A 19,002-nucleotide genomic window follows, 5' to 3' on the forward strand; every position below is an offset into this window, starting at 1 on the left:
CGTGAATGCTGACAACTTGTCAGTTTTTTCACCGGGCTGCAAGGGAGGGCGCCTCGTGACTGCAACCGATGCCGCGCATGCGGAAAATGTCGACTGGCTGGTCGGCAATCCGACCGGCCTGCAACTCGCCGCGGCGCTCTGGATCGGCTCGGTCGGCCTGCTCATCCTGGGCTTGCAGCCGGTGCTGCTCGGCGCGCTCTATAGCGAGGGTCATGTCACCGGTGACGAGCTGGCGCTGGTCGCCACCGCCGAGATGATCGCGATCGCCGTCGGCTCGGCGATCGTGGCGATGCTCTTGCCGGCGCGCAACATGCGCTGGAAGAGCGCCGCGCTTTTGGTGCTGCTGGCGCTCGCCAATTTCTGGACCGCCTATACGATGAGCTCGAATGCGCTGATCGGCGCGCGCACCCTCGCCGGGCTGGCTGAGGGTGGCTTGGTCGCCGTGGCGACCGAATTGATCGCCCGCTCGCGCCGGGCCGAGCGCATCGGCGGCTATTTCGTCACGCTGCAGACCTTGGCGCAATGCGCGCTGGCGCTGCTGCTCGCGCTTTATGCCGTGCCTGCCGCCGGCGCGGCCGGCGGCTTTGTCGCGCTTGGCGTTGTCTGCCTGCTGTCGCTCGTCGTCGCGTGGATCGTGCCGGACGACTACGCCGACCTGCCGAAGGACGAGCATTTTGCCAATGTGCTCACCGTGCCGGCGATCACGGCGCTGCTGTCGATCTTCTGCTACTTCATGTTCTTCGGCGCCGTCTGGGCATTTCTGGAGCCGCTCGGCGCCGAGTTCGGCATAGACGGCCGCACCGTCGGCCTGATGGTCTCGGCAAGCCTTGCCGCGCAGGTCATGGGCGCCATGACCGCCACCGTCTTCGAAGCGCGCATCGACTACCGCTTCGCCATCACCGTCATCGGCGCCATCGCGACGATCAGCTCTGCGTTGCTCGCTTCCGGCCCCGGGCTTTCGGTCTTCTGGTCGGTGGCGCTGGTGATGGGCTTCATCCTGCTCTTCATCGTGCCCTATCAGATCCGGCTGGCGATCACCGCCGACGAGACGCGCAGTGCGGTACTGCTCGTGCCGGCGGCGCAGCTCTTCGGCCTCGCCATCGGCCCGGTCGCCGCCTCGCTGCTGATCGACGGCCAAAATTTCCGGCCGGTGCCGGAATTCGCCGCGGCAAGCGCGTTGGCCAGCGTGGCGCTGCTCGGCGTCTTCGTGCTGGTTGCCGGGCGCCGCGTTCCAGCCTGAGCGGGAGGTGACGATGGCAAACGCCTGGAGCAACTGGTCGGGTTTCGTGAACGCCGCGCCGAAGCTGATCGCCACGCCAGCCGATGTCGGCGAACTGGCCGATCTGGTGCGTTCCGCGCCCGGTCCGCTGCGCGTCGCCGGCGCCGGCCATTCCTTCACGCCGCTGGTGCACTCCGACGGCACCATCATCTCGCTGGCGAAGATCGAGGGGCTGGTTTCGCATGACGCCGCAGCCAATCGGGCATGCCTGAGGGCGGGCACAAGGCTTGGCGCGCTGATGCGCATCCTGCAGGACATCGGCCAGGGCCTGCCCAATATGGGCGACATCGACAAGCAAGCGATCGGCGGCGCGCTGGGCACCGCGACGCATGGTTCCGGCCCGACGCTCGGCGCCTATCATACGCAGCTCGAGGCGGTGCAGTTCGTCGACGGGCAAGGCAAGCGGCGCGAATACAGTCGGGCGGGCGACCAGGATATGATCCATGCCACCGGCGTCGCGCTCGGCGCTTTCGGCGTGCTCACCGAAGTGACGATGAACAACATCCCGACCTATCGGCTGCGGCGCCGCAAATGGGTGTTGCCGGTCGGCGATATGCTGCGCGACTTCGAAACGATGATGGCCGCCCACCGTTCGGCCGAGTTCTATTACATCCCGTTTTCCGGCTATGCGCAGTTCATCGCCAGCGATCTCAGCGACGCAACGCCGACGTCACGGCCGACCGAGGATGACGAGGAGGGCCTGGCGACGTTGCGCAAGCTGCGCACCGTGCTGCGCTGGCTGCCGGCGCTCCGCCGGGCGCTGATCAAGGGTGCGGTCAAGAAGGTGCCGGCCGAGGATTATGTGCAGGACTGGCTCAACGTCTACGCCAGCGACCGTCGCACCAAATTCAACGAGATGGAGTATCACCTGCCTTACGAGGACGGTCCGAAGGCGCTAGCCGAGATCATCGCGCTGAGCGAAAAGCACTTCCCGGAAGTCTATTTCCCGATGGAGGTGCGTTCGGTCGCCCCGGACGAATTCTGGCTTTCGCCCTTCCACAGGAGGCTGACCTGCTCGATCGCCATTCATCACGACGTGGCGAACGATCCGCTTCCTTTCATGCGCGCGGCCGAGCCGATCTTCCGCAAATATGGCGGGCGGCCGCATTGGGGGAAGATGCACAGCTTGACGGCGGCGGATTTCAAGAAACTCTATCCGCGCTGGGATGACGCAATGGCGGTGCGCCGCGACATCGATCCTGAGAACCGCTTCGTGTCGCCCTATATGGCCGGCCTGTTCGGCATCCAACAATGAGCGCCTATTTCGCCGAGCTGTCGAAGGCGCTCAAGGCCGCCGAAATCTTTCGGCCCTGCCTGGTGCTCGACCGCGACCGGCTGGACGCCAACATCGCGCTGGTGAAGCAGAGGCTGGCGCCGGGTCTTGCCGTGCGCCTGGTCGACAAGTCGCTGCCTTGCCTGCCGCTGCTTTTGCATATCTCCAAGTCGCTCGAAACCGGCCGCTTCATGACCTTCCATCCGCCGGTGACGCAGGCGGTGCTCGACGCCTTTCCCGCGGGCGATCTCCTCTACGGCAAGCCGATGCCGGTGGGTGCTGCGAAAGCGGCGCTGGCTAGAGGCGGCGCCGACTGGTGGTCGCGCGTCTGCTGGCTGATCGACACGCCGGAGCGCCTGTCCGAATACGGTGCGCTCGCCGCCGCGTTCGGCACCGAACTGCGCTTCGCTTTCGAGATCGATGTCGGTCTGCATCGCGGCGGCTTTTCCGGTCCTGCCGAGATCAGGGCGCTGACCATACCGAAGGGCCTGCGCTGCGAAGGCATCATGGCCTATGAGGCGCATGCGCCGGAAATTCCCGGGCTGTTCGGCGGCGCGGCCGGCGCGCTGAAAAAGGCCTCGGCGAGGGCTGCCGAGTTCGTCGCGGCCCTCGACGCGGACCAGCGCCGCATCCTCAACATCGGCGGTTCGAAGACGGCGCTGCTGCATGGCGGCGGCGTGGCCAACGAAGTGTCGATCGGCTCGGCCTTCGTGCTGCCCCGAGACTTCGACACGCCCGGCCTCGACGGCTTCCGGCCGGCCGCTGTCATTGCGTCGCCGATCCTGAAGGCGCTCGATCCGGTGCTGCCCGGCCCGGCGGCTATCTCCCGCACGCTGCAGGCGCTCGGCCTCTTCCCGAAGAAGGCCTGCTATCTCTATGGCGGCAAGTGGATGGCCGAACCGGTGTTCCCCGCAGGCATGAAGCCGAACGGCCTGATCGGGCTGTCGTCCAACCAGCAGTTCATGGGGCTGCCGGCGGGCGCGGAGGTGAAGCCGGGTGACTACGCCTTCCTGCGGCCGACGCAGAGCGAGGCGGTGCTGCAGCATTTCGGCTCGCTCGCGGTGTTTGCCGGTGGGCGGATTGTCGAGTTCTGGCCGGCGCTGCCGATGGGGTAAACGGGCGCGCCAACTGTCTTCGCCGCGATCCTTCGCGCCCCCCTCTGTCCCGCCGGCCTAAAGAAGTTCGGCACAACCAATTTATTTGACTAAGTCAACTAAATGGTTGATCCTGTCCGCGACAGGAGGAACTCCCCATGACCATCCACGATCACCCCGGCAACAAGCGCATCGATGCCGTGCGCGCCTTCAACCGATTCTACACCCGCCAGATCGGCCTGCTCGACGAAGGCCTCCTGAAGAGCCCGTTCTCGCTGACCGAGGCGCGCGTGCTTTACGAGCTTGCCCATCGCGACGGGCTGGTCGCCAGCGACCTGGTGCGCGACCTCGATCTCGACCCCGGCTATGTCAGCCGGCTGCTGAAAAAATTCGAGGAGCGCGGCCTGGTCGAACGCGCCGCCACGGAGGCCGACGCGCGGCGCTCCTCGATCGCGCTGACGCCCGCGGGCAGGGAAGCCTTCGCGCCGCTCAACCAGGATTCGCACGACCAGGTGCGCGCGCTGCTCGATCGCCTGGCGCCGACCGATCAGGAGCGGCTGGTCAAGGCGATGCGCACGGTGCAGGACCTGCTCGGCGACAAACCCGAACCCAAAATACCCTATATTCTGCGGCCGCTGCAGGTCGGCGACATCGGCTGGATCACGCATCGCCAGGGCCTCATCTACGCGCAGGACTATGGCTGGGACGCAACCTACGAGGCGCTGGTTGCCGAGATCCTCGGCGAGTTCGTCAAGAACTTCGTTCCGCAATGGGAGCGCAGCTGGATCGCCGAGCGCGAAGGCGAGGTGGTCGGCTCGGTTTTCGTCATGCGCAAGTCGCCCAAGGTGGCGAAGCTCAGGCTGCTCTATGTCGAGCCGTCGGCGCGCGGCCTCGGCATCGGCCGACGGCTGGTCGACGAGTGCATCGCGTTCTCGCGCGCCAAGGGCTACAAGACGCTGACGCTGTGGACCAACGACATTCTTGGCTCGGCCCGCCGCATCTACCAGGCGGCGGGCTTCAAGCTGGCCGAGGAAGAGCGCCACCATTCCTTCGGCAAGGATTTGGTCGGCCAGACCTGGAATTTGGAACTGTAGCGCCTTTTCCTTCTCCCCTTGTGGGAGAGGGTGGATCGGCGCGCAGCGCCGAGACGGATGAGGGGTGTTCCAGGGAACGCCGGCGTCTCACTCCGCTGGAACACTCCTCATCCATCGCCTTCGGCGGGACCTTCTCCCGCAAGGGGAGAAGGAGGAAGGCGTCTCAACCTTTGATCGGCACCCAGATCTCCAGCCCGCCATTGCCGCTGCGCGGATCGAATTCGGGGCCGTAACGCTCGAAGTCCGGGGCGTCGGCGATCTCATGTCCGGATGCAGGCAGCCACTTGTTCCAGATGGTGTTGACCGTGCGTCGGATGGTCGAGATGTGCTCGCGATGCGCAAACACGGCGTATTTCTGCGCCGGCACTCGAACCCGGTAAAAATCCTTCGGCAGATCGGAGAAATCCGACACCTCGACGCCCGCGACATAGTCGAAATTGCCGGCATCGTCGGCATTGGTGCAAACGCCGTAGGCGACGCCGGGCACCTCGCCGGGAATGTTGCCGATATAGGGTCCGAAGCGCTGCCACAGCATTGGGATGCCGGCGCTGGTTTCGCAGCTGTAGCGCTCGCCGAGCCCGGCGATGAGGAACGGCCGGCTGGTCTCGAAGCGCGGCGGCTCGAGCGCGGTGAGAAGCGAACTGTCCATGAGGATGGGCTCCACGAGGTCGAGGTTTTGGGTCGAGCCTCCAGCGCGCACCAGTTCCGGCGTGGTGCCGAACTGGTCGCGGAAGGCCCGCGTGAAAGCCTCATGCGAGCCGTAGCCGGCATCGAGCGCGACCGCCAGGATGTCGCTCGCGCCGCCGGCGAGCTTGCGCGCCGCTTCGCTGAGCCGCCGCGCCCGCATATAGCCCATGACCGACCGGCCGGTGGCGGCGCCGAAGGCGCGCGTCACATGGAAGCGCGACACGCCGCTGCTTGCCGCGACATCGTCGAGCGAAATCGCATCCGGCAGATGGCTTTCGACAAACCACAGCGCTTTCTCGGTCGGGTTCATACGGCTCCTCTTCGCATTGGCCGGATCATGGTGCCGTCTCTCGGAGCACTCAGTTTGATCGAAATTGCGCATCCCGCAATCCATTCGCCGATCGACACGGTTTGCGCGTGGACCACGGCACAGGCGCTAAGCGCTTGCGTCGATTTGGAAAATTCCCCCCAATAATAGTCAGCTCGGCGTTCGATCGCTCAATTGACCGCCGCAAAGGCTGCGGCATAGGTAGCGGCTGCGCAAAAGGATCGGATAATCGGTGAGTGGCCGCTGCCACGAGCCAACCTCCTGATGTGCTGGGTTTGCAAGACGCTGCATCAATGCAGCGCCTTGGCGTCTGTGGGGCGCAAAGCATCGAGAAGTTTGGGTTGCGCCAGGTCCAGGGACAGGCGTGGGGGTGACTTGTGACGTTCAATTTTGCCGAAACTGTTGCGCATTGTGCGCCGTCCCGAGGGCGTGCGTGCAAGGGATTGGCCATTCTGACCGCCAGGTTCTGCGTTGGGCTGCTGATCGGTCTGGCGCTTTGGGTGGCAACCGTAGTTGAAAGCCGCGCCCAGTCGAGCACTCCATCGATCACTGTCACCTCGCGCCCGGCCCAGTTCCGCTTCGTTGGACAGGTGATGAAGCTGACCTTCACAGCCTATTCCGGCAACAGGGTGTTCACGACCGCGACGGTCGACCCGCGTGGTCTCGGTCCGAATGTGCCGGACTGCGAGAGCCCGCCGCAGCAAACCGGCGCCACCTTCACCTGCACCTCGACCTATACCGTGACCCCGCTCAACATGGCGTCGGGTTCGTTTTCCGGCGCGCCGATCCTCAAATGGACCGCACCCAGCGGCAGCAGGACCGGCGCCAACTTCACCGTGCCGCTGGCCCCGCCGGACACCAACCCGCCGAACCTTATCCTGCCGTCCAACATCACCGTCGGCACAGACACCGGCAAGCCGACAGCCGTCGTCAACTACGCCGTCAGCGCTGTCGATCCCGAGGACGTTGTCGCGGATCTGCTGTTGACCGGCGGGCTCGCCTCCGGCGGCACCTTTCCGCTCGGCGTCACCACGGTCAGTTACTCAGCGACCGATCCGTCCGGCAACGTCACCAACGGTTCCTTCACGGTCACCGTCGAGGATCGTGAAGCCCCGGTGGTGAGCCTTCCCACCGACATCAGCGACAACGCGCCAGCCGGTGCGACGGGCCAGGCCGTGACCTTCACGGCGACCGCCGCCGACAATGCCGACCCGAATCCGACCGTCTCTTGCGCGCCGGCCTCGGGCAGCACCTTCGCCATCGGCGAGACCACGGTGAGCTGCACGGCCAAGGACGTTGCGGGCAACACCAGCGCTGCCAAGACCTTCAAGATCACCATCAACGACGTGACCCCGCCTGCATTGAGCGTGCCTGCCGACATCGCTGCAAACACCGATCCCGGCAAGCCGACGGCAACGGTCACCTACAGCGCGACGGCCACCGATGCCGGCGATCCAGCGCCCGTTGTCAGCTGCCTGCCGGCCTCCGGGAGCGCCTTCGCCACGGGCGAAACCACCGTTTCCTGCACCGCCAGGGACGCCAGCAACAACATTGCCGGCCCAGCGACCTTCAAGGTGGCGGTCAGCGACCACGAAGCGCCGGTGGTGACACCGCCTGCGGACATCACCGTCGGCACCGATGCCGGCGTCGCGACCGCTGTCGTCACCTATCCCAATGCCACGGCCAAGGACAATGTCGACGGCGATGGCACCGTCACGCCGGTCGTCGCCTCGGGCAGCCTGCCTTCCGGCAGCATCTTCCCGCTGGGCACAACCACCGTCTTCTTCGATGCCACAGACGCCGCCGGCAACACCGGTACGGCAAGCTTCAAGATAACGGTCAACGACACGGAGGCGCCGACGCTGAGCCTGCCCGCCAACATTGTCGTCGCCACCGATCCCGGCAAGGCCGGCGCCATTGTGACCTACAGTGTGTCGGCGACCGACGTTGTTGATGGTGCCGTCACGCCCACCCAGACGAGCGGGCTTGCTTCCGGCGCCGAGTTTCCGGCCGGCACGACAACCGTCACCTTCACCGCCACCGACAAGCAAGGCAACACCAGCTCGGGATCGTTCACCGTCACCGTGCAGGACCGTGAGGCTCCGGTGGTGAATGTTCCCGCCAACGTCACCGTCAACACCGAGACCGGCAAGAACACCGCCACTGTGACCTACAACGTCTCGGCCACCGATGCCGCTGGTGGTGCTGTCACGCTCACCCAGACAGCGGGGCTGGCTTCCGGCGCCAGCTTTCCGGTCGGCACGACAACCGTCACCTGGACGGCCACCGACAGTACGGGCAATGTCGGTTCTGGGTCCTTCATCGTTACCGTCGTCGACGCCGAAGCACCGGAGCTGACAGTGCCGGCCAACATCGTCGTCGACAGCGATCCCGGCAAGGCCAGCGCCACCGTGACCTACAGCGTGTCGGCGACCGACGCGGTGGACGGCGCGGTGACACCCGTGCAGATTGCGGGGCTTGCTTCCGGCGCCAGCTTTCCGGTCGGCACGACAACGGTGACCTTCAGGGCGACCGACAGCCGGGGCAACGCCAGCGATCCGAAGTCTTTCACCGTCACGGTGACCGATAACCAGGCGCCGGCGCTGAACGTGCCAGCCAACATCAGCGTTTCCACCGATGCCGGCAAGCCGACAGCCAAGGTAACCTACAATGTGTCGGCGACAGATCTGGTCGGCGGCGACGTGCAGCCGCAACTGGTCGCTGGCCTTGCCTCCGGCAGCGATTTCCCGATAGGCACCACGACCGTGACCTACAGGGCCATTGACCAGCAAGGCAATGCGAGCGCCGAACGATCGTTCACCGTTACCGTCGCCGATGGCGAGCCGCCGGTGCTGACCGTGCCGACCAACATCACCGTCACGGTGGCCTATGGCGAGACCTCGGGCACGGCGAATTGGGCGCCGCCGACCGCCACCGACAATTCGCAGGGCACAGTCAGCACGACCCAGATTGCGGGCCTTGACTCCGGCAGCAGCTTCCCGCTCGGCACCACGACCAACACCTTCGAGGCCAGGGACGCCGCCGGCAACACCGCCACGGCCTCGTTCACGGTGACTGTCAGCACAACGCAGCCCGGCAACGTCACCTTCCTGGTCAACTCGCCTGCCGACGGCAGCTTCGGTTTCTCCTCGCCCGAGCCGGCGCTCAATGTGGCGGTCAACAGCAGCGGCGGCCATGGCTCTTCCGGCGCCATCGCACTGGCGCCGGGCACCTACGCGTTCAGCTTCACGGCGCCGAACGGCGTCGACATCGCCTCGGCTCAGTGTTCGGACCCGGGCTCGGCCATCAACGCGGCCAGCAAGAGTGGCAAGCTGAAGGTGGTCCCGGGCGGCAACATAAGCTGCACGATCTCGACCAGCGATTCCGCCGACAAGGCGGTGGCGCTGATCGGCTCGTTCCTGGAAAGCAGGTCCGACATCATCATCGCCAACCAGCCCGACATCGACCGCCGCATCGAACGGCTGACCGGCGCTTATTCGGGCAATGGCGGCATGACCGCCTTCGGCATGCCGATCGGCGGCAGCCAGTTGCCGATCGGCCTGCAGATCGCTGCCGACCGCACCACCTTCGGCTACAGCCTGCAGCGGGCGCAGATGAGCGAGCAGGCCAATGAAGGCACAGACCAGACGAGCGCCGTGCAATCCGGAACCGGCGCGCCCGGCACGCAACTGCCGCTCAGCGCTTACTGCGGCCGATTGCCTTCGGCCAATGCGCCATTCCAGCATGCATTCGGCCCGGACACTGCCGGCTCTGTTGCTAGCACCGAGGCGCCGTCCGACCCGATGGCCCGGCGTTTCGATGTCTGGACGGAAGGCACGATCGGCCGTTTCAAGTCGGGCAGCGGCGACGGCAGCTTCGGCATCGCCCATGCCGGCGTCGACTATCTGCTGAGCCCGGCCATGCTGGTCGGCCTCAGCCTTCAGGTCGACTGGCTGGACCAGGATCGCGAAGACGGCGCCGCCGTCACCGGCGTGGGCTATCTTGTCGGCCCCTATGCCACGGTGCGGCTCTCCGACCATTTCTATCTCGACGCGCGCGCCGGCTGGGGTCAATCGTTCAACCAGGTCTCGCCGCTTGGGACCTTCAATGACAAGTTCGACGGTAATCGCTGGCTGGCCACCGCAGCATTGATCGGCAGCTTCGACATCGAACGCTGGAAGATCAAGCCTGAAGCGCGGGTGACGATGTTCGAGGAAAAGACCGATGCCTATGTTGACGGTCTCGGCGTCGATGTGCCGTCTGTCGACGTGCGCACTGGCCAGTTCGCCTTCGGCCCCAGCATCAGCACGGATATGCAGTTGGAGGGCGGTCTGGTGATGACACCGTTCGTCGACCTGCAAGGCATCTGGACCTTCATGCAGAACAATACCGCGACAGCGGCGACGGAAACGCCCGGACTGGCCGAGACCGGCTTGCGCGGGCGGGCCGAAACCGGCGTCGCGCTTTCAGCGGGCAACGGCATGTCGATCAACGCCTCGGCCTTCTATGACGGCCTGGGCAGCAGCAGCTACAGCGCCTTGGGTGGCAAGCTGGGGCTGAGCCACAGGTTCTGAGGGCCGACGACCGGATCACTACAAGCCTCGATCAATCCCGACGCGGGCTTGCCCGTCAGGCAAACCGGATTGAATCCCGACCGGCAAATTCGAAAGCCTTGCGCCTGTTGCCGTGACTTGTCGCTTTGCATTTGGCGGGGCAGCGATCCACTGCGCTGGAAGCCGGTTTGATCGAAATTGCGCAGTGCGCAATAATAGCAACGTGCATGCCGGGTTGAGTGGGATCGACTTGGCATTAGCGGCACGCGGGAAGGGGTGTCCCGATGACGACGGCGACGGCCGATCAGGTGTTCCGGTTTGGCGGGTTCACGCTCGACCTCGCCAAGGGAACGCTGCGCGGCATCAACGAGCCGCTGTTCCTGCGGCCGAAAGCCTACGCGCTGCTTTCGCATCTCGCCCGCAACATGGGCCGCGTCGTGCCGAAGTCGGAGCTGATGGATGTCGTCTGGCCCGGCGTCTACGTCACCGAGGATTCGCTCACCCAGTCGGTGCGCGAGATCCGCAAGGTGCTGGGCGAGGACATGGTGCGCACCGTCTCCAAGCGCGGTTATATGCTTGCCGCGGAAGCCGAAACGGCGCCGGAGATCAGCAGCCAGCCGATCGTGGCGGTGGTGCGCTTCCGCAACGAGAGCGGCGATCCGGCCGACGAGGCGATGGTCGACGGCTTTGCCGAGGATCTCATCAACGGCGTGGCGCGCTTTGGCACCGTGACGGTGCTGGCGCGCAATTCAAGTTTTTCCTTCGCTTCCTTCGGCCGCGCGGAGTGGCCGCAGATCCGCGCTCGCATCGGCGCCGATTATCTGGTGGAGGGCTCGCTGCGCCGCCAGGGTGAGCATGTCGTGGTGGCCGTCAGCCTCGTCGACATCGCGAGCGCCAGCCAGCTCTGGGGCGACCGCTACCAGTCGCAGGGCGCCGGCCTGTTCGCGATCGAGCGCGACATCGTCGAGCAGATCGTCAGCCGCCTGGTCACGCGGGTCACCAACGCCGGCCTCGAGCAGGCCTCGCGCAAGCCGGTGACCAGCCTTGCCGCCTACGAGCTCCTGCTGCGCGGCTTTGCGCTGCTGCGCGATCCCGCTCAGACCGACCAGCGCGGCGCAGAGGCCTTGTTCGAGGCGGCGATCGCCAAGGATCCGAATTACGGGCTTGCCTATTCCTATCTCGCTTTGGCGCGCTCGCTCGACGGGGAGTTCGGACGCGCCAGCGATGCTGTCCTGGAAAATGCGCGCGACCTTGCCGACAAAGGGCTGGCCCTGTCGCCCGACCAGCCGACCGGCCATCGCGTGCAGTCGCTGATCCGCCTCTATATGCGCGATCACGAGGCGGCCGAACATCACATGCGCATCGCCTTACAGCTCAACCCTTATGACGCCGACAGCATCGAGCAGATGGGCATGCTGCTCACCATGCGCGGCCGGCCGCTGGAAGCGCTGACCTGGCTGGCGCGCGGCATCCGCATCGATCCGCTGCATCCGCATTGGTACCAGTTCGACCGCGCGCTGGCGCTCTACATGATGGGCGAATACCGGCAAGCGGCGGAAGCGCTGGAGCTCGCGACGCGCCCGGCGCCCTGGATCAGGACGAGGCTGGCCGCCTGCTATGCCCAGATGGGCGACAGGGAAAAGGCGCGGCGGCAGATCGCCCTCATCGAGGACGGCGCTTCCTTCTCGCCCCTCGACTATGCGCTGCACGGCGTGCCGTTCGAAAATCCGGCCGATGCCGAGCATCTCTGCGAAGGCGTCAGGCTTGCCCTAGGCTAAATGTATGTCGCCCGGAACGTGCAGCGGTTCTGGGATATCAAAACAAAACTTAAAGCGCGTCGCCCGAATCCGTTCCAGCGCGACGCGCTTTGGGCTGTGCCCGAGCCGCCTCAATCGACGATGACCACGATGTAGCGGCCTTGATAGGGCCGGTAGTAGGTCCGGCCGCAGCGCCAGACGTCGAAGCCGTTGACCTTGGTGCGAACGCAGCCTGCCGGCAGCGTGGCGACCCAGGCGGTGGTGTGCCTCAGCACACGCCATGTCGTGGCGCGCCGGGCGACGCCCGCGGCGCTGTGCGGTGTCCAGGGCGCCCCGATGCGGGCTTCGGCGGTACCGACCAGCGACAGGGCCGGCACGGCCGTGCCGACGATCTCGACGGCGGCGAGGCCGATCCCGAGCAACGCAGCTGCCGAGCGCATTTTCCTGAAAGATTTCACAGGCATTTTCGTTTCTCCTGAGGTTGGTGTTCAGTCTAGTGGGAGGATGAAGCGGCCAGCCGGGTCGAACCCGTCAGCGCCGCCAGGTGAGCAACCACGAACAGCCAGTGCGCCGCGGTTGTGACATAGCCGACGACGAGCACGTCGGCAGCGATGAAGAACTGCCAGAACAGAAGGTTTGCCGTTCCGAGCAGCACATGCACGGCAGCCAGCACGGCGTGCCAGTTGCGGGAGTAGGCGATGCGCCAGAGCGTCACGCCGATGATCAGGGCCAGCCCGTGCGCCTCGATGAAGCCGATGCCGGTGCCGGGCGCGTTGTTGAGCAGCACAGCTTCAGCCCCGCGCCCGAAGAACGAACCGGCAATGTCGGTGGCGAGCCCGCCTGCGGAAGCAAGGACCAGGAAGCCGGCATTCACGCGAACGAGAAGATTTCCAAAGAAGGGTGTCATGATCGTTCCTTTCCGTTTTGGGTGATAAAGGTCGCCACGGCGGCGTTCGCCGCCGTGGCTGCTGGGAGGGCGCCGCTCAGGCCACCAGCGGCTGGGGCTCGGCTGCGGCCGCGGTCGGTTCGGCCGCGGGGGTGCTCTCAGCCGGCGCCTTGATGCCGAACCAGGTGACGTAGAGCGTCGGCAGGAAAACCAGCGTCAGCACGGTCGCCACCAAGAGGCCGCCCATCACCGCATAGGCCATCGGCCCCCAGAACACCGTCGGCGCGATCGGGATCATGCCGAGGATGGCTGCGGCCGCCGTGAGCAGGATCGGCCGCAACCGATGCGTGGTGGCGCTGATCACCGCGGCCCATGGTTCCTCGCCGGCGGCGATGTGCTGGTCGATCTGCGCGATCAGGATCACCGAGTTGCGGATCACCATGCCGATCAGCGACATCACGCCGAGGATCGCGACGAAGCCCATCGGAGCGCCCGAGAGGAGCAGCGCGCCGGCGACGCCGATGATCGCAAGCGGAGCGGTGAGCAGCACCAGCACCAGGCGCTGGAAGCTCATCAGCTGCACCATCAGGACGGTGGCCATGATGAACAGCATCAGCGGGAACACCACGAAGATGCTGGCCTGCGCCTTGGCGCTGTCCTCGATCACGCCACCCTGCTCGACGCTGTAGCGCGCCGGCAGTTCCGCCTTGAAGGCGGCGATGGCGCTCTCCAGCCGCCGCGTGACCAGCGTGGCATTTTCGCCCGGCGCGACATCTGCCTGGACGGTCACGGTCGGCAGCCGGCCGCGGCGCCAGATCAGCGGCGGCTCGGTCTGGTAGGTGAGCTTCGCCACCTGCTCGAGCGGCACCCGCCGTCCGCCGGAGGCGCTGATCGTCAGGCCGCGCAGCGTGTCGATGCTGGCGCGTTCGGTTTCCACCGCGCGGGCAACGATGTCGACGAGGTAGATGTCGTCGCGCATCTGCGTGATCTTCGAGCCGGAGAGCACCGCGTTGATCGTCTCCGACAGCTGCTGCGAGGAGATGCCCAGCGCGCGCGCCCGGTCCTGGTCGACATCGACCTTGATGACCTTGGCCGGCTCGTTCCAGTCGTAGTTGATGTTGCGCACCGAGGCGTCGCTGCCCAGCACCTGCGCGAACTGCTGCGCGAGGCCGCGCGTCTTGTCCGGATCCGGACCGCTGACACGGAACTTCAGCGGCCAGCCGACCGGCGGGCCGAGCTCCAGCGGCGTGACGCGGACCATGACGTCGTCGAAGCCGGTCGACAGCTGCTTCTCCAGCCGGTCGATCACCGCCTGGCGCACGGCGTGGCCCTTGGTCACGATCACCGCCTGGGCGAAGAAGTCGTTGGCGAGCTGCGCGTCGAGGGGCAGGTAGAAGCGCACCGCGCCCTGGCCGACATAGAAGCTCCAGTGGTCGATATCAGGATCGGCGGCGAGCAGCTTCTCGACGCGCTCGACCACGGCATCCGTCGACTTGATCGAAGCGGTGCGCGGCAAGGTGAGGTCGAGCATGACCTCGGGCCGGTCGGACTTCGGGAAGAACTCCTGGCCGACGAAGCCCATCGCCACGACGGAGAGCGCGAACAGTCCGGCCGTCGCCGACAGCACCAGCCACTTTGCCCGCATCGCCATCTCGAGCAGCGCCTGGAAACCGCGGCCGACGCGCGAGGGCTGATGGCTGCCGCCATGCCCCTTGATGCGATCGGGCAGCAGGAAGACGCCGGTGAGCGGCGTGAACAGCACCGCCACCACCCAGGAGACGACGAGCGCGATCGCCACGACAGCGAACAGCGAGAAGCAGTATTCGCCGGCGCCGCTCTTGGCGAAGCCGACCGGCACGAAGCCGGCGATCGTCACCAGCGTGCCGGTGAGCATCGGGAAGGCGGTGGAGGTGTAGGCATAAGTGGCGGCCGAGATCTTGTCGTAGCCTTCCTCCATGCGCGAGATCATCATCTCGACCGCGATCATGGCATCGTCGACCAGCAGGCCGAGCGCGATGATCAGCGCGCCGAGCGAGATGCGCTGCAGCGAGATGCCGAAATAATCCATGGTGACGAAGGTGATCGCCAGCACCAGCGGGATGGCGACCGCTACGACGACGCCGGGACGCCAGCCGAGCGCCAGCAGCGAGACGGCGAGCACGATGGCGATCGCCTCGCCGAGGCTCTTGGTGAATTCGCCGACGGATTCTTCCACCACATGCGACTGGTCGGCGACCAGGCCGAGCTCGGCGCCGAGCGGCAGCTCGGCCTGCATCTCATGCATCTTCTCCTTGACGGTCTCGCCCAGCGCCAGCGCGTCGCCGCCCGAAGTCATCGAGATGGCGATGCCGACCGCAGGCTTGCCGTTGAAGCGGAACGTCGGCTGCGGCGGGTCGGAATAGGCGCGCTTGACCTCGGCGACGTCGCCCAGCCGGAAGTAATGGCCGTTGGCGTAGAAGTTGATGGCCTTGAGGCTTTCCTCGGAGGTGAAGCTGCCGGAGACGCGGATGGCGATGCGCTCGGGGCCGGCATCGACCGTGCCGCTCGGCGTCAGCGCGTTCTGCGCCTGCAGCGCCTGCGACAGCGTGCCGACATCGAGGCCGAGCGCCGCCACCTTCTGCGTCGAGAATTCGAGATAGATCTTCTCGTCCTGCTGGCCGATGAGGTCGACCTTGGCGACGTCCTTCACCGTCAGCAGCCCGGCGCGCAGGCTGGTGCCGAGATCCTTCAACTCGCGATGGCTGAGGCTGTCGGAGGTGAGCGCGTAGATCAGCGAATAGGTGTCGCCGAACTCGTCATTGTAGAACGGCCCCTGCACGCCGGACGGCAGCGTCGGCTTGATGTCGTCGAGCTTTTTGCGCACCTGGTACCAGAGCGGCTGCACCTGGTCGGCGGCCACCGTGTCCTTGAGGTTGACGAAGACGACGGATTCGCCGGGCTTGGTGTAGCTCTTGACGTAGTCGAGGTCCGGCAGCTCCTCGAGCTTCTTCTCGATGCGATCGGTGATCTGCTCCACCGTGTCGCTGGTGCTGGCGCCCGGCCACATCGTCTTCACCACCATGGTCTTGATAGTGAAGGGCGGGTCCTCCTCGCGGCCGAGGCCGCTATAGGCGTAGAGGCCGGCAAGGGCGGCCGCGATCATCAGGTAGACGATGAAGCTGCGGTGCCGCAGCGCCCATTCGGAAAGATTGAAGCTGGTCATGATGCGGTTCCTTTTCAGGGCGCGCGCAAGCGCGCTCCGCCGGCGCCTGCCGGCTGGCCAAAATAAATGACGGTTTGGGTTCGGTCAGCGCCCGCCGCTTGGCGGGCACTGTCGCAATTCAGGCCAGGCTGTGCATGGTGCCCGGCACACGGTAGGGCGCGCGCTCGGCGGTTCTCGGCCTGATGGCGAGGCCCGCGAGATGGCGCTGGAAGGCGGCCGCCTCCTGGACTGGCGAGGCGAGCGCGACATGGCCGTCCGGCCTCACCAGATAGGCTGCGTCGCGCTGCAGGCCGGCTTTCCCGGCTGCGTCTGTCCAGGCGAAGCCATGCACTGCAATTCCTGTCGGTGCGAGCATCGCCCGGAAATCGCAATTGACCTCGCCATAGACATGGACCTGCCAGTCGAGCGACCGCAGCGGCTCGAAATTGTCGCCGCCCGCGCCCATGACGTTGCCGGCGACATAGGGCAGGCGATCGCCGCCGCTGACCCTGCCCGCCATGCCCGAGCTGATCGGCCCGGCGCGGTACTCGATCGCCGTCTGCGAGATCACGCCGAAGAATGCGCGCGACCCGAACGATGTGTGGAGCCCGATGTTCATGACCTTCGGCATCACGTAACGCCGGAACAGGCCGACCAGCCGCGAGCGGTTGGTGATAAAGCGGAACACCTTGTCGGTGCTTTCGATCAGCTTGTGGGCAAAGGCGATGCGCTCCGGCTCGTAGCTGTCGAGCAGGCGAGGATCGGCTCGGCCCTGCACCACGGCGCCTAGCTTCCAGGCGAGGTTCACAGCATCGCCCATGCCGGTGTTCATGCCCTGGCCGCCGGCCGGGCTATGGATGTGTCCGGCATCGCCGACGAGGAACACGCGACCGGCGCGGAAGCGCTCGGCGACGCGATGATGGACGCGATAGGTCGAGAACCAGTTGACCTCTTCGACCGTGACGCCGGTGTCGCGCTCGACATCGGCGCGGATCGCCTCGAAGCTGATCGTCTCGTCGGCCTCATGCGCCTTCGGCACGATGCCGATAAGGCGCAGCGAGCCCGACTGCCGGACCGGCATAACGATGGCGAAGCCATAGCTGCTGATGGTTGTGTCCATGCCATTGCGGGTAACGTTGCCCGTGCCCTTCACGTCGGCGACATAGAAGGCCTGTTCGTAGGTACCGCCCGGGAAACCGATGTTCAGCCCATGGCGTACCGTGCTGCGGGCGCCGTCGCAGCCGGCGAGATAGGCTGCGCTGACGGTCTCCGTCTTGCCGTTCCGCGAAAGAGTCGCGATGACCGCGTCACCCTTGTCCTGGAAAGCAACGAGCTCCGTACCGCGCTCGACCTCGACGCCGGCGCGTTCCAGATGCGTGATCAGCACGCGTTCATGGATATCCTGCGGCAGCGCGAAGGCGAAGGAGTAGGGGCTGATGCCGCGGCCAAAATCGGAAAGCGGCAGCCGCGCTGCGACGCCGGCCGGCGTATGTAACGTAAGCCGTTCCAGCCGGATGCCCTCGGCAAGGATGTCCTCGACGATGCCGATCTGGCGATGGAACTCCAGCGTGCGCGCCTGGACGGCGAGCGCGCGCGAGGTTTCACCCGGACCGGTGGCCTTGTCGAAGATGCGGACCGGGACGCCGAGCCTGGTCAGCCAGAGAGCGAGCGTCAGCCCGGTCGGACCGGCGCCGGCAATCAGGACCTTTGTCTTGGACATGGTCATTTTTCCTCTCCTTCAACGATACGCACTTTTTCGTGTTCCCGCAGCCGGTTCACGCCGGCGGTGACGACCAGATCGCCTTTGGCGAGCCCGCCGCTGACCACGACACGGTCGGTCTCGTAGCGGGCAACCGTGACCGGCTTGAGCTCCACCGCCGACGAGGCGGACACGACCCACACGGCTGGCTTGCCGTCCTTGTCGAACAGCGCGCTGCCCGGCAGCACCATGACCGGCGCGCCGCCCATCTCGGCGCGGCCGGCGACGCTTGCGCCGAAACGCATCTCGTTGGGCGCATTCTCGATCGAGACCTTTACCTGGAAGGTGCGGGTCGCGGCGTCGGCCATAGGCGCGATCTCGCGGATGGTGCCGACCGCGGTGATCGCCGGATTGCTGAGCAGCGAGACAGTCACTTTTGGCGGGTGCTTCGTATCGGGTGCGTTGGCGAAGACCGCTTCGGCGATCGAGAACACGGCGTCGCGGCTCTCCGGATCGGCAACCCGCACCACCATCTGTCCGACATTGACGGACTGGCCGGCTTCGGCACCGGTGGCGGTGACGATGCCGTCGAATTCCGCATGCAGCTCGGTATAGCCGAGCTGGTCCTTGGCCATCTCGAAGGCGATGTTCGCCGACTTGAGCTTGGCCTGCGCCGAACGCAGATTCTTCAGTGTCGCGTCATAATTGGCTCGGGTGGTAAAACCCTTGCCGAGCAGGGCGCCGATGCGGGCCTCCGCAGCTTTTGCCTCGACAAGCACGGCCTGTGCCGCCGCGACATCGGCCTCGGCGCTGGCGAGCCGGTTGCGATAGTCCTGGTCTTCGATGCGGGCGAGCACCTCGCCCTTCTTCACCGTCGAGCCGATCTCGGCGACGCGTTCGAGCAGCTTGCCCGACACGCGGAAGCCGAGGTCGCTTTCTAGCCTCGGCCGGATCTCGCCGATGGCGATGCGGGTATCGGCGCTGAGCATCGGGACGGCCGCGATGGCCTTGACAAGCTTTGTCTCGGCTGCGGCGGGCTTCACGTTCGAGGCCTCGCTCCTGGCGCCGTGCCAGACCATGGCGCCGCCGCAGGCAAGAACGGCGATCGATCCGGCGACAAGGCGGCGCCGCAGCGGCCTGTTATGAGAAAGTGCAATCATGTTGTCTCCAT

At 66.0% G+C, this 19,002-nt stretch carries 12 protein-coding genes; 6 read left to right on the top strand and 6 right to left on the bottom strand.

Annotation, left to right across the window (positions count from 1 at the left end):
* The first annotated feature begins 55 nt into the window (after positions 1–55).
* From CK221_RS15730 to CK221_RS15745, 4 genes are all read left to right on the top strand, one after another.
* The gene (locus tag CK221_RS15730) at positions 56–1,240 is read left to right on the top strand and encodes an MFS transporter (RefSeq protein WP_095778354.1); all 1,185 of its coding nucleotides are present in this window, start codon (positions 56–58) and stop codon (positions 1,238–1,240) included.
* Positions 1,241–1,253: 13 nt separating this feature from the next.
* Positions 1,254–2,534 (top strand): D-arabinono-1,4-lactone oxidase, encoded by a 1,281-nt coding sequence (locus CK221_RS15735; protein ID WP_095778404.1) that lies wholly within the window; start codon positions 1,254–1,256, stop codon positions 2,532–2,534.
* Positions 2,531–3,667, top strand: a complete 1,137-nt coding sequence (locus tag CK221_RS15740) for an alanine racemase (RefSeq protein ID WP_095778355.1) — start codon at positions 2,531–2,533, stop codon at positions 3,665–3,667. Before CK221_RS15735 ends, CK221_RS15740 begins: the two co-directional genes overlap by 4 nt.
* 137 nt (positions 3,668–3,804) lie before the next feature.
* On the top strand, positions 3,805–4,740 hold the full coding sequence (locus CK221_RS15745; RefSeq protein WP_095778356.1) for a bifunctional helix-turn-helix transcriptional regulator/GNAT family N-acetyltransferase: 936 nt from the start codon (positions 3,805–3,807) through the stop codon (positions 4,738–4,740).
* A 163-nt stretch (positions 4,741–4,903) separates the two neighbouring features.
* Here CK221_RS15745 and CK221_RS15750 read toward each other — a convergent pair whose 3' ends face one another.
* On the bottom strand, positions 4,904–5,737 hold the full coding sequence (locus CK221_RS15750) for an AraC family transcriptional regulator (protein WP_095778357.1): 834 nt from the start codon (positions 5,735–5,737) through the stop codon (positions 4,904–4,906).
* A gap of 518 nt (positions 5,738–6,255) precedes the next feature.
* On the opposite strand from CK221_RS15750, the gene CK221_RS15755 reads away from it, so the two are divergent.
* Both CK221_RS15755 and CK221_RS15760 read left to right on the top strand, forming a co-directional pair.
* On the top strand, positions 6,256–10,329 hold the full coding sequence (locus CK221_RS15755; protein WP_143749052.1) for an HYR domain-containing protein: 4,074 nt from the start codon (positions 6,256–6,258) through the stop codon (positions 10,327–10,329).
* Between the two features lie 263 nt (positions 10,330–10,592).
* Positions 10,593–12,086 carry a winged helix-turn-helix domain-containing protein gene (locus tag CK221_RS15760; protein WP_095778359.1) on the top strand — a complete coding sequence of 498 codons (1,494 nt, stop codon included), beginning with the start codon at positions 10,593–10,595 and terminating at the stop codon, positions 12,084–12,086.
* Positions 12,087–12,196: 110 nt separating this feature from the next.
* Here CK221_RS15760 and CK221_RS15765 read toward each other — a convergent pair whose 3' ends face one another.
* From CK221_RS15765 to CK221_RS15785, 5 genes are all read right to left on the bottom strand, one after another.
* Positions 12,197–12,529: a hypothetical protein gene (locus tag CK221_RS15765; protein ID WP_095778360.1), complete on the bottom strand. Its 333-nt coding sequence runs from the start codon at positions 12,527–12,529 to the stop codon at positions 12,197–12,199.
* A 29-nt stretch (positions 12,530–12,558) separates the two neighbouring features.
* Positions 12,559–12,972, bottom strand: coding sequence for a hypothetical protein (locus tag CK221_RS15770; protein WP_067324856.1), 414 nt, complete (start codon positions 12,970–12,972; stop codon positions 12,559–12,561).
* 76 nt (positions 12,973–13,048) lie between these two features.
* Positions 13,049–16,153 (bottom strand): efflux RND transporter permease subunit, encoded by a 3,105-nt coding sequence (locus tag CK221_RS15775; RefSeq protein ID WP_095778361.1) that lies wholly within the window; start codon positions 16,151–16,153, stop codon positions 13,049–13,051.
* Between the two features lie 118 nt (positions 16,154–16,271).
* A complete protein-coding gene (locus CK221_RS15780) occupies positions 16,272–17,852 on the bottom strand; it encodes an FAD-dependent monooxygenase (RefSeq protein WP_179295143.1) in 1,581 nt (526 codons plus the stop codon).
* A gap of 2 nt (positions 17,853–17,854) precedes the next feature.
* Positions 17,855–18,991, bottom strand: a complete 1,137-nt coding sequence (locus CK221_RS15785) for an efflux RND transporter periplasmic adaptor subunit (protein WP_245430656.1) — start codon at positions 18,989–18,991, stop codon at positions 17,855–17,857.
* Between the last annotated feature and the right edge of the window lie 11 nt (positions 18,992–19,002).

Source organism: Mesorhizobium sp. WSM3868 (assembly GCF_002294785.1).
GTDB lineage: Bacteria > Pseudomonadota > Alphaproteobacteria > Rhizobiales > Rhizobiaceae > Mesorhizobium.